This window comes from Spirosoma aureum (assembly GCF_011604685.1).
GTDB classification, from domain to species: domain Bacteria; phylum Bacteroidota; class Bacteroidia; order Cytophagales; family Spirosomataceae; genus Spirosoma; species Spirosoma aureum.
In genome coordinates this window covers 5,122,943-5,136,481 of record NZ_CP050063.1, presented here as the reverse complement: position 1 = coordinate 5,136,481, position 13,539 = coordinate 5,122,943, and the positions used below count along the sequence as shown (strand labels likewise).

At 50.0% G+C, this 13,539-nt stretch carries 7 protein-coding genes; 2 read left to right on the top strand and 5 right to left on the bottom strand.

The features are described from left to right. Positions 1-48: 48 nt before the first annotated feature. On the bottom strand, positions 49-1,140 hold the full coding sequence (locus G8759_RS20480) for a sulfite exporter TauE/SafE family protein (protein ID WP_167211660.1): 1,092 nt from the start codon (positions 1,138-1,140) through the stop codon (positions 49-51). 148 nt (positions 1,141-1,288) lie between these two features. Beyond that, on the bottom strand, positions 1,289-4,717 hold the full coding sequence (locus G8759_RS20475) for a PKD domain-containing protein (RefSeq protein WP_167211657.1): 3,429 nt from the start codon (positions 4,715-4,717) through the stop codon (positions 1,289-1,291). Between the two features lie 131 nt (positions 4,718-4,848). Here G8759_RS20475 and G8759_RS20470 point away from each other — a divergent pair, with 131 nt between their 5' ends. Next, positions 4,849-5,910, top strand: a complete 1,062-nt coding sequence (locus tag G8759_RS20470) for a PorP/SprF family type IX secretion system membrane protein (protein WP_167211654.1) — start codon at positions 4,849-4,851, stop codon at positions 5,908-5,910. A gap of 13 nt (positions 5,911-5,923) precedes the next feature. Here G8759_RS20470 and G8759_RS20465 read toward each other — a convergent pair whose 3' ends face one another. After that, positions 5,924-6,787 (bottom strand): glycerophosphodiester phosphodiesterase family protein, encoded by an 864-nt coding sequence (locus G8759_RS20465; protein ID WP_167211651.1) that lies wholly within the window; start codon positions 6,785-6,787, stop codon positions 5,924-5,926. A gap of 371 nt (positions 6,788-7,158) precedes the next feature. Between G8759_RS20465 and G8759_RS20460 the strand changes: the two genes are divergently transcribed. Then, the gene (locus G8759_RS20460) at positions 7,159-8,175 is read left to right on the top strand and encodes an LLM class flavin-dependent oxidoreductase (RefSeq protein WP_167211648.1); all 1,017 of its coding nucleotides are present in this window, start codon (positions 7,159-7,161) and stop codon (positions 8,173-8,175) included. Between the two features lie 96 nt (positions 8,176-8,271). On the opposite strand, the gene G8759_RS20455 is transcribed toward G8759_RS20460, so the two are convergent. Further along, on the bottom strand, positions 8,272-10,575 hold the full coding sequence (locus G8759_RS20455) for a fused MFS/spermidine synthase (RefSeq protein ID WP_167211643.1): 2,304 nt from the start codon (positions 10,573-10,575) through the stop codon (positions 8,272-8,274). A gap of 85 nt (positions 10,576-10,660) precedes the next feature. Then, positions 10,661-13,516, bottom strand: coding sequence for a leucine--tRNA ligase (gene leuS, locus G8759_RS20450; RefSeq protein ID WP_167211640.1), 2,856 nt, complete (start codon positions 13,514-13,516; stop codon positions 10,661-10,663). Positions 13,517-13,539 lie beyond the last annotated feature (23 nt).

The window sequence follows — 13,539 nt, the reverse complement described above, 5'->3', positions numbered from 1 at the left end:
GTTTGGCCCGTGTAATTTGACAGGCGAAGTTCCCGCTTGGCCCAGCTACTAAAAGAATAGAATAATTTTGCGCAAACTTACCAAAATCACCACGATTCCGACTAAAATCATCATCGTTTTAACGGGTAGTTTCTGCGACAGAATAGCCGCAATGGGAGCCGCAATCATACCACCGAGAATCAAACCTAAAATAACAAGGCCATAATTCCCTAGTCCGGCGTAGAGTGCAAATACGACTGATGAGGCAAAGGACACAAAAAACTCGGCCAGGTTGACTGAGCCGATGGTATACCGAGGGTGTCGTCCCGAAGCAATCAGCGTTGTGTTCACAATTGGCCCCCAGCCTCCTCCACCAATGGCGTCGACAAAACCACCAAACCAGGCCAGCAGCCCAATTTGACGAACCGGTTTTTTCTTCGTCCGTTTGACAAGGGCTTTTTGGAGAATAAGAATACCTAAAATGGCGGTATAGACTGAAATTGCAGGAGAGAGATACTTGGACACTACTTCCAGGTCAGCCAGTTTGGTGATCAGAAAAGCTCCGAGCGCTGCTCCAATGACACCTGGAATGAGCACAATTTTAAACAACCGACTATTTACGTTGCCAAATTTCAGGTGCATATAGCCCGAAACACCCGAGGTGAAAATTTCAGAGCTGTGTACACTGGCTGTTGCAAAAACCGGACTGATTCCTACGCTGGTTAGAAAAGTGGTGGCCGTCACGCCGTAGGCCATACCCAGCGCCCCATCAATCATTTGGGCTACAAAACCCGCCAGTATAAAATAGAAAATGTCGGGAGTAAGGTCGATATCATTGGCAAGCAACGTCAAACGGTCCAGCGTAAAATAGCTGAAGAGCAAATGACCAACGATCATCAGAGCGAGTGCTGCGAAAACGTAGATCGCAATTTCGGTGCGGGTGCGACGTCGAAGTAATGGTTGCTTAAATCGGGGAGGAGAATCGGTCGTGGTTATGATCTCTGCGTCAGGAAAAGCAGCCCGAAGCGCAATAGCTTGGGCTTCAGTCTGATTCAGGTTGCCCTGTAAGTTGATTTTTAAGCCGTTTAGATCAAATGGAAGTGCGGTCGGTGCGACGGTTGCTCCGGTTGATGCCAGTTCGGTCTCGTCCTGACTATTCATAGTGCTTAAATTCTATCGAATAAATAGATTTGTGTATTTATGAAAAGCGGCACAATAAAGTGCCGCTTTAGTTTAACGAAGTGCGAGGGTACAAAGATACTGTAATGAGATGTGTAAATACAAATTACTGACAAATTTCGTATAAGGCTCAGCGTATCAGTGCAATGCTGCCTACTCGTTTTTGGTGATTTTCCCCCCGGAGGATAACATCGGCTTCGTAAGGGTATTGTCCCGTTGGCATCCGAACCCCCCGATTCGTTCCGTCCCAACATTCTCCTGGATTACTGCTGTTTAGGGGAATATCACTGGCGTCGAAAATAATTTCGCCCCATCGATTCCAGATGCGCAGTCGTACAATACGCGTTACGCCCGTGTCGCCGAAGAGTGTCCAGGTATCGCCAATTCCATCCGAATTGGGGGTAAACGCTTCGGGTGCCACAACTTCGCAGGGCAGTACATTTATGGCGTCCGGGCGACTGCTTGAATCGGCACAAACACCCTGATCGTAGCTGACGGTCAATTTGACATCATAGCGGCCTGGTGGTAGCGCCAACTCTGGTTTGGGTGTTGTCAGGACCTGACCATTACTGAGTTGCCAGCGGAATTGCGTGGCATTGGGGTCGGTGCTAATAAGCCGAACAGGGCCAGGTGTACATACATCGGCTCCGCCTTCAATGCTAAAATCGGGTTTTGGCGCATCCCGAACACTGACTGGTTGGGCTAATGTAGAGGAACAACCGGGTGTAGCGCCTATAACAGTTAGCGTAACGTTGTAATTGGTTTGTGTTCCGGAAAACGTGTGCTTAGGGGAAAAGTTGACGGAATCGATGGGGGAGCCATCGCCAAAATTCCAGCGGAACCGATTCGCCGGATTGCTTTTATTCGTGAAAGCGACCGACAGACCACGGCACACATACGGAGCTGCCAGGGCGAAACTCGCCGGTGGAGGAGTTGTTGTCTGGATGGTTCGACGTAGGGAATCATAACCGCAGGGTGTATACGCGATCAGGGTGATCGTATAGGTTTTATTTGCTTCGGGGAAACGATGTTGGGGATTCGGGCTTGTTTCTGTGGTTCCATCGCTGAACCGCCATACCCAGGACGTTGGGCGCGGAACGGTTGCATCCGTAAACTGAATCGCTTCTCCCGCACACGGGCGAGCATTCGACAGGTTAAACAGGGGGCGCACAAGACTCGGATAAACCCGAATCGAAACGGCATCCGTATCGCGGCCACAACTGTTCTGGACAATAAGGCTCACCCGAAAGGTTCGGGCAGAATCGCGGGCCGAGAAGAGGTGCAAAATAGTATCCTGCGTGGTTTGGCGGGAAGAACCATCCCCAAAATCCCACAGGCTGGTTTGTCCCTGGCCAACGGAGCGGTTCGAGAAACGGATGGTTGCGGGTGTGCAGCGAACATTGGTCGAATCGACGCCAATTTCCGCAAAGGCAAGTGGTCGAACGGTAAGACCGGCGGTCGCGGTTTGCGAACCGCATCCGTTAGCTGCTGTTAAAGTTGCCGTGTAGGTTCGGGTCGTTTGCCCCGCGTTCTGGTAGGTATGACCTGTGGCGGTGAAATCAGTGGCGGTCACGCCGTCGCCATAATTCCAGCGGTAGGTAACACCGGCCTGAGCAGTTCCATTGACAGCGAACGTAACGGCCAGGGGCGCGCAGCCCGCTGGATTATTTGGGGTGAGGATCACGGTAGGAGGGGGAGCCGTTAGGGTTACGACCTGCTGGGATTCGTTCTGGCAACCCCCGGATTTAACCCGCAAGGTTACCGTTTGAGGACCAGCCGGTAAGGTTAATGCTGGTTGCCGACCAGTTGCGATGGTCATACTATTGACGATCCACTCATAGGTGTCGGCTCCTGTTGAGGTGTTATTGACAGTGACCGGTTTATCGCTGCATTGACCAGTGATTGAAAACGCGGCCTTGGGTTGTCCCACTGTAACCGTAAAATTAGCTGAAGCCTGACAGCCACCCGCATTGCTTACCTGATACGTAAATCGCAGCAGGTTGCTCGTCAGGCCGCCTAATATGAGCGAATCGTTCCGTATACAACCCGAGCAATCAGTCGTTGTCCAGGTTCCTCCCGCCGGGCTACCCGATAGCTTGACTCGCCCTTCGCTGGCGCAGGCTGTAATGTTACTGGCCGAAACGCCAACGCCCGAAACTGTCACCTCAACCTGGTCAGTTACGCGGCAGGCGCCCTGACCAAGTGAATATTCGAGCTGGACCGTGCCGCTACCGCCAACGATCAGCGTTGTATCGCCTGCCCTTGCATTAAGTTGTATGCCCGATATGGTATTTTTCAGGGTCCAGGTTCCACCGGGTTGATCCGCCTTTAGCTTTATCGGATTACTGTTTGCACAGACGGTAGATGATTTTGGTAACGAGGTTATCTTAACATCGCTGGGTTTGTTGACAAAAAATGTAATTGAAACAGGCCGGGAACCACAGAGATTTGCTGTGGAGGCCGAAACAACATAGGGCGTTGACGTGAGTGCTAATGGGACGCCTACAATGGGGTCAAAAGGCTGCCCATTGAGCGTGTAAGTAGCGCCGGAAATAGGATTTGCGACGGTATAAGTGAAGGGTTCACAAACATTGGGCTGCGATTTTAGCGTGGGACTTGGTAAGTCCAACACCCGCACAACAAGTTTGATCTGACTTGGAATACGACATGGATTATCCACACTAAGCGTTACTGTATAATCGCCCGCTCTGGTAAACTGTACCTTAGGCTTAGGGGAATTGCCGTTGGTTTTATCCAGATAAGTAACTGATCCCGGAATGTTCCAGTTATAGCTGGTAGCTCCGGTAGAATTTGTCCCATCGAAGCGCAGGATTGCTCCGCTGGTCAGGCAAACGAATGCCGTATCGTTACTCATTTTGACAGCTCCTGAATCGGCAATAGCCGCTTTTGCTTTTTCCAGGACCTCTATCGGTGCAGAATAAGGGCCGCTGGTTCCACAAACACCCGATACACTTAACGTTGCCGTATATGTGCCTTTGTTGGCATAGGTGTGGCTGTTGCTGGAACTGGGTAGACCCTGGTCACCAAAAGTCCAGGAGTAAGTGTTCTGACTGCTGAGTGGACAAGTCTGGTTCTGGAGGGTAATTTGTTGACCAGCACAAATGGGTGAGGCTGTAAATTTGGGCCGTGGCGTATTTCGGAAGGTAATGTCGAAACTGTTGTTGGCTGGATTTCCCGAGCCGCAATTATCGGTCTGCTTAAATTTTATGGTTTTGTCGTCGTCATTCGAGCATCGTTCAACGAAATCTTTAACATCGTACTCATGCGATAGCTCCAGTTTATTCGGATCATAAACGATCTGATCGACTTTGCCATCGTCCCATTCGATCTTAAAGTTGTTGAGGGTACAGGTGGCCCCTGCCGGAACATCGAGGAGAATTGTAACTGTAACTTTGGTCTGACCTTCTTTCAGGCAGATGTCGTAGCGGCCATCTTTCGGTTTAATCGATGGCCCGATCTGACCCAATGCAGAAATAGCCGGTAGAAGCATAATCAGCACTAAATGGCTGATTAATAGACGAAGTGTTGAGGTTCGCATTTTTGAATAAGGAGTGGATGCTGGCAATATAGTAACGTTTACTCAACTCGCTGGCAATAGTGGGTCAATTTGTTGGTGAAACTACTTTTCGGACGTTTCTTTGTTAATCCACTCCAATTCGTAAAGGTAACATGCCCCTATTCCTCCGAAACGTTGTATTAAGCGCTTTGCTGGTCTGCTGGTCAATACTAAGTTATGCCCAGGACCCTCAATTCTCCCAGTTTTACGCCAACCCGATTTATCACAATCCTGCGTTTGCGGGCGGTGCCGGATCTGCCCGACTGATTGCCAATTACCGAAGCCAGTGGCCTGCCTTACCAGCCAGCTACCATACCGCAGCTTTTTCGTTCGACTCCTACGATGAAGACCACCGACTGGGGGCTGGTGTTCAACTTATCGGTGATTGGCAGGGGAGTGCTTTTCAAACCACCCAGGTTAGCGGTCAGGCATCGTATATGGTGCCACTGATGCAGGATTCTGATCGGGAAGCCCGACTGATTTTTGGGTTACAGGCCGCTTACATTGGTAACCAGATCAATCCGGGTGGTATGTCGTTTGCCGATCAGTATGCATTGGGAGGGCTGGTTAATCAAGTGAGTAATGACCCGTTATCGCAGGGGACGTTTACGCGGAAAAGTGTCGATTTTACGGGTGGCCTCCTGTTTGAACACGAACTTGGCGATAATCTGGCATCGTACTGGGCCGGGCTTACGGTCAATCACATTGGACGCTCGCAGCTTCGGGGCGATTGGCTGGGTCAGCGAATTAGTGGTATGGCCGGTATCAAATTGCCATTTGAGGGGCGGGTCTGGAATAAAGGATACGCGCATCAGCAAAACCGAGACCAATCCATTGGCCTGACAGGTTATCTGCGCCAACAGGGAAACAATCTGCAATTGGATGTTGGGCTGAACCTCATTTATTCACCCTTGATGCTGGGACTCTGGTATAGGGGCATTCCGCTTCGAAAAATAGGGCAAACAACCTTTCAGAGCGACGCGCTGGTAGGTATCATCGCCTTTCAGTTCGATCAACTGATGGTTCAGTACAGTTATGATGTGACTCTGTCATCCATGCGGTATGCGACAGGTGGAGCCCACGAAATAAGCATCTGGTATGGCTTTGATTCCCTTTTTCAGTTTGGTGGCAAGAATCGCAACCTCAAACGACAACGCCGTTGCCAGCAGTTTTGATTGGTTTAGCTGTTCATTTCACGGCTTGCCAAACTTCCAGTGGCCGATCTGTAGACATAATGTCGGCCCCGTTTTCGGCGAATTTTTTATAGGCCTGATCACCTTTGGCCGCAGCCTGTTTGTCCAGGTTTCCGAGGGTGCCCAGAATGCAGGCTATACCTTTTTGATGCAGAAATTGATACAGCTCAAGTTCAGGTTCTTTAACGCCAACGAAGGCAACCATCCGATTGTCAGGAATACCCAGTTCATGAAGCCGATCATATTCTGCGTGATTCCGGATCGTGACCGAAATCATTAAATTCGGATCGAGCTTATTGAGCCTGGCCGCATCCTGGGCATTGTAGGTGATTACAGCCGCATAATCGGCCATCCCGGTTTTGCGAACCATATTTATGACCTTTTCAAAGGACACATTGCGTTTGACATCGAGCGTAAACGCAACCTTCCCTTTTCCCCAATTGAGTACTTCTTCCAGCGTAGGAATTTTGTATGGCGTTGCGTTCCCCAAGTTGTCTTCCAGTCGATACTGGGCTAGCTCGGCGTAGGTTTTGTCGATCAGTTTGCCTGTACCGGTCGTTGTGCGGTCGAGCGTGGCATCATGCATCATCACCATAACGCTGTCTTTGGTCAGGTCAATATCGCATTCAATAATGACGGGTAACTTTTTAGCCAGAAACGCAAACGATTCAATGCAGTTTTCGGGGTAGCCTTTCAGATCACCTCCGCCCCGGTGGGCCGAAATTTTTGCCGGACCGTTGTTGGATTTATAGCTGAAAAACGTTGGGCCACCACCCGTTGGAATTTTAGTGTAAGTGGCTGGTGAACAGGTAGCCAGGCTGAATCCTAAGCCAAAGAGTAAGATGTATTTTGTCGTCATGCGTATTAAAAAAAAGCAGCAGGAATTCCCGGAAAGCGTTATGTCACTATATACTCCAAGGAACCGTTCTGATAAGTCGTATTGTTGCTGAAGCAGTGATTTGCCGATTGACTGAATAATAATGGGTGGTATCTGACCCTGTAAACGCCGTGAAAATAGAGTCCCCAAGCCACAATTCATAACCGTTTCCGGTTGCTACGCAACGCCAGGTCTATTTAACAGCAAGAATTGACCATCTCCATTTTCATGGGCTATTCTTTTAATGAATTAATAACCAGGGTTTTCGCCCGAAGCCGTGCCACGGTTAACTAAATTTCATACACAAACCGTGGCACGGCTTCGGGCGAAAGCCCAGATTACATCAACGAAGTATGATTCCCTTTTCAATTCTGGATCTTTCACCCATTGTTGCCGGTAGCACCGCATCGCAGGCTTTGCATAATTCACTGGACCTCGCCCGGCATGCCGAACAGTTGGGCTTTAATCGCTACTGGGTCGCCGAACACCACAATATGCCGGGGATAGCCAGCGCGGCTACTTCGGTTGTTATCGGTTATATCGCCGGTGGTACAACAACGATCCGGGTAGGAGCGGGCGGTATTATGTTACCTAATCATTCACCCCTGGTGATAGCCGAGCAGTTTGGTACGCTGGAGTCCCTTTATCCGGGTCGGATCGATCTCGGATTAGGCCGTGCACCTGGTGCCGATCAGGTAACTGCCAGGGCGCTCCGCCGGGAGGCTACCGATGTCGATACGTTTCCGCAGGATGTTGTTGAACTGATGCACTATTTTCAGCCCGATGAGTCGAATCAGTTTGTGCAGGCTATACCGGGTGTAGGGCTCGCTATTCCTGTCTGGATTTTGGGTTCGAGCTTATTTGGGGCACAACTGGCCGCCATGCTTGGATTGCCCTATGCGTTTGCTTCCCATTTCTCCCCAACGCAGCTCATGCGGGCGCTGGAAGTTTATCGGTCGCGGTTTAAACCATCTGAGTACCTGAAAGAACCCTACGCAATGGTCGCAGTAAATGTGGTCGCGGCTGATACGGATCAGGAAGCAGAACGCCTGTTTACATCGGTTCAACAACAGTTTCTGCACATTCGTCGCGGAAAAGCCCGCCAGATGCAACCTCCCGTCGATGACCTGACTGCTCTCTGGCCAGATTATGAACTGGCGGGAATCGAACAGGTACTTAGCTGCTCAGCAGTCGGTTCACCCGAAACTGTTCAGCGCGGACTGGCCAACCTGATTGAACAGACCAAAGCGGATGAATTGATCATTTCGGTTCCAATTTTTGATCATCAGGCGCGTCGACACTCGGTCGAAATTGCGGCAAAGGTACGTGAAGCACTGGCTTCTCAGCAGGCCGTGTCGAGTATAAAGTAACGGACATCAGTTTAATTTTATCTCACAGGGCTTTGGCATGTTTTTCTCACATCCAGACGAACGGCATGACTAAGCCCTGCGGGGAATTCCAGGCTATTAAAAGCTTGCCCTGTCCTGAACCCGGATGCTGTATTCATCTCTGGGGAAAAGGTCGGTATTGATTTCAAGTTGCAGCCCGGTAACCTTTGGCAACAGGCGCATTTCCAATCGGTAATGATTCAATAGTGGCCAGATATCGATTCCAGATCGGGCAAAATGTTGCTGGCTGAAGGGGGTCTTCGCCCGTTGTTCAATGACTGGCCAATCTAGAGAAATAGGCTGATTGCTTCCGAGCAAAACCAGTTTGTCGCAATAAGCAACATAGGGGAAAACTGCCCGAAAAGTATGCAGCACACGGGCTGTAGGACACCAGGTAACGGCAATCCCGCCTGGCTTAAGTCGTTCCCGAATCAGTTCAAAATATTCTTTTGAGTAGATGTTACCGGAATAGGCTGAAAGGGGACGGAGCGCATCTGCTTCGATAACATCATACCGAGTTTTACTGTTGCGAATGGCATAGCGCCCGTCACGGAAAATCAAATGCAGTCGTGGATCACTCAACACCCTATTCACAGTAGTATCGCCAACGCGGTCGGCATAATTGGCTAATACCAGCGCCTGATTCGATGCGATCTCAAAGCAATCGATCCGGTTCGTTTCCGATCGTCCGGCAATTCCATTGACCGTTCCACCCGAGCCCAGTCCAATTACGGCAACCTGCTTCGGATTGGGATGAACCATTACGGGTAATGCGCCCAGAAGCGTATGAACAGCATCAATATGATATGGGAGGCCACTTTGCCCAAGGCCATTTACAAATACAGTGCCTGTTCGTTGATCGGGTCCTATTTTGATAACTGATACTGCTGATTCGTTTTCATCAAAAACAAAAAGCTCTGATTTCGTCACTCCATTAAGTAGCTGCCAGAATCGGGCGTTGTCGGGAATACTTAGCATCGCTGCTAGAGATAATGCCCCAGCCATCATCGTAGTCAGTACAGACCAATGCCGACGGAGGAGTAAAATAACCATATAACCAATACTTAGTGCGGCAATACTTTTTAATAGCGTTGCTGTACCGATATAGGAAAAACCGATCCAGGTAACTGCCCACGCCCCTAAAGCTGAACCCACGATGTTAATAAACTGCAACCAGCCCACCTTTCGACCCACCTCGGTGTAATTGTCCTGAATCAACGACTGTGATAAGGAAAAACTCAAGCCCATCAGGAAGGTAGGAAGACCCAATAAAAACAGAGGCACAGCCCCATATGTAAACAGGCTGAAACGGGGGCTTAAAACAGGTTCACCACTGTTAAAATAATCCCAAAGAAATTGTAGACCGGATAGTCGACTGATGGCAATGACAAACACACCTGCCGACAGGGCTGTATAACAGTAGAGTAGCACCTGAGCAACCAGAAAGGTTCGTTCCCGGCGGGCGGTTGACTGATACACAGGTCGGCGCACGAGCCAGGTACCTACTGCTGTGCCAATGGCTAAAGAGCCAAGGTAAACGGCAAGAAGCATGGCGAACGTTAGTGACACGGATTTAATCAATGTTTCCAGTATACGGAACCAGATAAGCTCCAGCGAAAGAGCCGCAAAGCCTGATAAAGCATACTGAACTGACCAAACCACAAGCGTACGCGTTAGACGGAAGGGAGTTGGTTGCAAATCGATGTTTTTCAGCATCGATTCCCCGAACTCGCTGTGTCTCTTCGATGCTTTATTTGAGATTTCTGACCAGCGCCCCATGCTCCATGCACCAATTACACAGAAACCATTCATTAGGGCACCAACCCAGATGGCGTTATCGAAGCCAATTCGGCGAACCAGCAAAAAACCGGTAACAAAAGCACCTACAGCGGCTCCGAGCGTATTGATAAAATACAACATACTGATGTATCGCGACTGCTGCTCCATATCGCCGAATTGAAAGGCGCGCGACAAGACAGGTAAGGATACGCCCATTAAAAAAGTAGGGAACAGGACAATACTAAATACAATGGCATACACGGCCAATGGCTGATCCGTTGGTAAATTATTGGACTGATAAAGAACGTCGTAGAGAATTGTTTTGCTGAAAAGGGCAAAAAACATAATGCCCAGCTCAGCTCCTACAAAAAAACGCAGATTCTGCTTCGGCGACGACCGATCTGCCAGCGATCCGCCAACCAGGTAGCCAATTCCTAAGCCCGTCATAAAGGCCGATACAATCAGACTGATGCTGACCGTATCGGAACCTGTATAGAATACCAGCAGGCGCTGCCAGACTACCTGATACAGCAGAGCCGCAAAACCAGATAAAAAGAAGAGTAGCAGCACCACAAGGGGCTGGCGGGTCGTAGAGGTAGGCATAGTCAGGTTAAGTAAAGGAATACGAAAAGAATAAAGCCGACATGCTGCCGGCTTTATTCTTTTCAATGACACTGTGAATTAGGAGTTAAATGACCACATTCACAATTCGTTTTGGTACGACAACGACTTTCTTCGGCGATTTTCCCTCCAGCCATTTCTGGACGATTTCGTCGGCCAGCACTTCGCGTTCGATTTCGGTCGGGGCGCGGTCGATGGCGAAACTGATCGTAGTCCGAACTTTGCCGTTGATCTGGATCGGGTATTCGAACGCATCCTCAACCAGATAATTCGGGTTGAACGTTGGGAATGTTGCTTTGGAGATGGTTCCGGGTTCATTGCCAAGGGCGGCCCACAACTCCTCCGTAATGTGTGGAGCATATGGCGACAGAATCAACACCAGATCCTGCAAAATGGCGCGTTTGTGGCAATTTAACGTGGCCAGCTCATTCACGCAGATCATAAACGAACTGACCGACGTGTTGAACGAATACGCATCTATATCGCTTTCCGCTTTCTGAATCGTCTTGTGCAGAATTTTTAACTCAGCGGGTGTCGGCTGCTCATCGGTGACAATCCATTGACTTTCGCCGGTAGCGTTGTCTTTGTAGAATAGTCGCCAGAACTTACGGATGAAGCGATATACACCATCAATACCGTTGGTATTCCAGGGTTTAGCCTGCTCAAGCGGACCGAGGAACATTTCGTATAACCGCAAGACGTCAGCACCGTATTTCTCCACGATCATATCGGGATTGACGACGTTGAACTTCGACTTCGACATCTTTTCAACCTCTGCGCCAACGATATAGCGACCATCTTCTTCCAGAATGAACTCCGCGTTTTCAGTCAAATCCGGGCGGGATTTTCTGAATGCGTCAATGTCGAGCACATCGTTTTCAACGATATTGACATCGACGTGTAAAGGAGTAACCTCACGATTACCAACCTGACCCAGCGAAATGAAAACGGGCGAAGACCCTTCGACTCCCGTACCTTTCAGGCGATACACAAAGTTTGACCGTCCCTGAATCATGCCCTGATTGATCAGTTTCCGAAATGGCTCTTCCTGAGGGACATTGCCACGGTCTTTCAGGAATTTGTTCCAGAAACGGCTGTAAAGCAAGTGGCCTGTCGCGTGTTCGGTTCCCCCGATGTAAAGATCCACGTTCTGCCAGTAGTCAATGGCTTCTTTGCTCGCGAAAACCGAATCGTTCTGCGGGTCCATGTAGCGATACCAGTACCAGGACGAGCCCGCCCAGCCCGGCATCGTGCTCAACTCATAGTCATACTCGCCCTTGTATTTCCAGCCTTCGGCGCGGCCCAGCGGTGGTTCACCTGTTTCGGTAGGTAGATATTTATCAACGGCAGGCAACTCCAGCGGCAAATCGCTTTCGTCGATCAGATAGGGTAATCGACCTGTCGAACCGCCATCCTTGAAGTATACAGGAACGGGTTCACCCCAGTAACGCTGACGGCTGAATACCGCATCGCGCATCCGGTAGTTGATCTTTCCACGGCCTAATCCTCGTTCTTCCAGCCAACTAACCAGCAAGGTAGTGGCTTCTTTATAGGTCAGTCCGTTAATGATCCCTGAGTTGATGTAGTGACCTTCTTTTGTGTTATCAGCCTGTTGGTCGATATCCTTCTGGGCATCCAGAATCGGTATAATCGGCAAACCGAAATGGGTGGCAAAATTCCAGTCGCGCTGATCGCCCGACGGAACGGCCATGACTGCACCGGTGCCATAACCCGCTAAAACGTAATCGGCCAGATAGATCGGGACTTCTTCACCAGAAAGCGGATTTATGCAGTAACTGCCCGTAAATACACCCGTAACGGCTTTTGTATCAGCCATCCGGTCGCGCTCGGAACGGAGTTTAGCCGCGTCGATATAGGCTTTTACGGCTTCCTTTTGTTCGGGAGTGGTCAAGTCGGCGACCAGTTCATGCTCAGGAGCCAGTACCATGAACGAAACGCCATAAATCGTATCGACACGGGTCGTAAAAACTTCAATGTAGGATGAAGGCACGGACACCTCTTCGCCACCAATGCGCTGTTTCGAGCTGATCGGGAATTTTACACTGGCTCCGACTGATTTGCCAATCCAGTTGCGTTGCTGTTCTTTCAGAGATTCGGTCCAGTCGATCGTGTCCAGACCCGTCAAGAGTCGGTCGGCGTAGGCCGTGATGCGCATCATCCACTGGCGCATGAGCTTCTGCTCGACCGGGTAGCCACCCCGCTCCGAAACGCCGTCTTTTACTTCGTCGTTTGCCAGAACGGTACCTAATGCCGGACACCAGTTTACAACGGCTTCCGCCAGATAGGTCAGGCGATATTTTAAGGTTATCTCGTAAGATTCCCGCGTTGACATGGCATTCCATTCGGCGGCCGTGAATGTCGGAACATCATCATCACAAACCGCATGGACATCAGTTGTGCCGTTGGTGGCAAACTTATCTGTGAGCGTCTCAATCGGTTCAGCCCGGTCAGTGTCTTTATTGTACCAGCTGCGGAACAACTCCATGAAGATCCACTGCGTCCATTTATAGAACGCCGGATCGGAGGTGCGAACTTCGCGGGTCCAGTCATAACTGAAACCGATGTTTTTGAGTTGTTCGATATAGCGGGTCAGGTTCTGCTCAGTCGTTAAGGCCGGATGCTGCCCTGTTTGGATGGCATACTGTTCGGCTGGTAGACCAAACGAGTCGAAACCCATAGGATGCAGCACATTAAAGCCCTTCAGCCGCTTATAGCGCGACACAATGTCGGATGCAATGTAGCCGAGTGGGTGCCCAACGTGCAGGCCTGCGCCCGATGGATACGGAAACATGTCGAGTACGTAGTACTTCGGACGGGCCGTATGAGTTTCTGGTTTGTAGGTATGGTTATCGTCCCAGAACCGTTGCCATTTCTGCTCGGTCTGGCGGTGATTGTAATCCATATGAACGGATAAAATAACTGCGA

Excerpts from the sequence above, each read along its gene's own strand:
- G8759_RS20480 (WP_167211660.1), bottom strand. The coding sequence starts at position 1,140 with ATGAATAGTCAGGACGAGACCGAACTGGCATCAACCGGAGCAACCGTC.
- leuS (WP_167211640.1), bottom strand. The coding sequence starts at position 13,516 with ATGGATTACAATCACCGCCAGACCGAGCAGAAATGGCAACGGTTCTGG.
- G8759_RS20475 (WP_167211657.1), bottom strand. The coding sequence starts at position 4,717 with ATGCGAACCTCAACACTTCGTCTATTAATCAGCCATTTAGTGCTGATT.
- G8759_RS20455 (WP_167211643.1), bottom strand. The coding sequence starts at position 10,575 with ATGCCTACCTCTACGACCCGCCAGCCCCTTGTGGTGCTGCTACTCTTC.
- G8759_RS20470 (WP_167211654.1), top strand. The coding sequence starts at position 4,849 with ATGCCCCTATTCCTCCGAAACGTTGTATTAAGCGCTTTGCTGGTCTGC.
- G8759_RS20465 (WP_167211651.1), bottom strand. The coding sequence starts at position 6,787 with ATGACGACAAAATACATCTTACTCTTTGGCTTAGGATTCAGCCTGGCT.
- G8759_RS20460 (WP_167211648.1), top strand. The coding sequence starts at position 7,159 with ATGATTCCCTTTTCAATTCTGGATCTTTCACCCATTGTTGCCGGTAGC.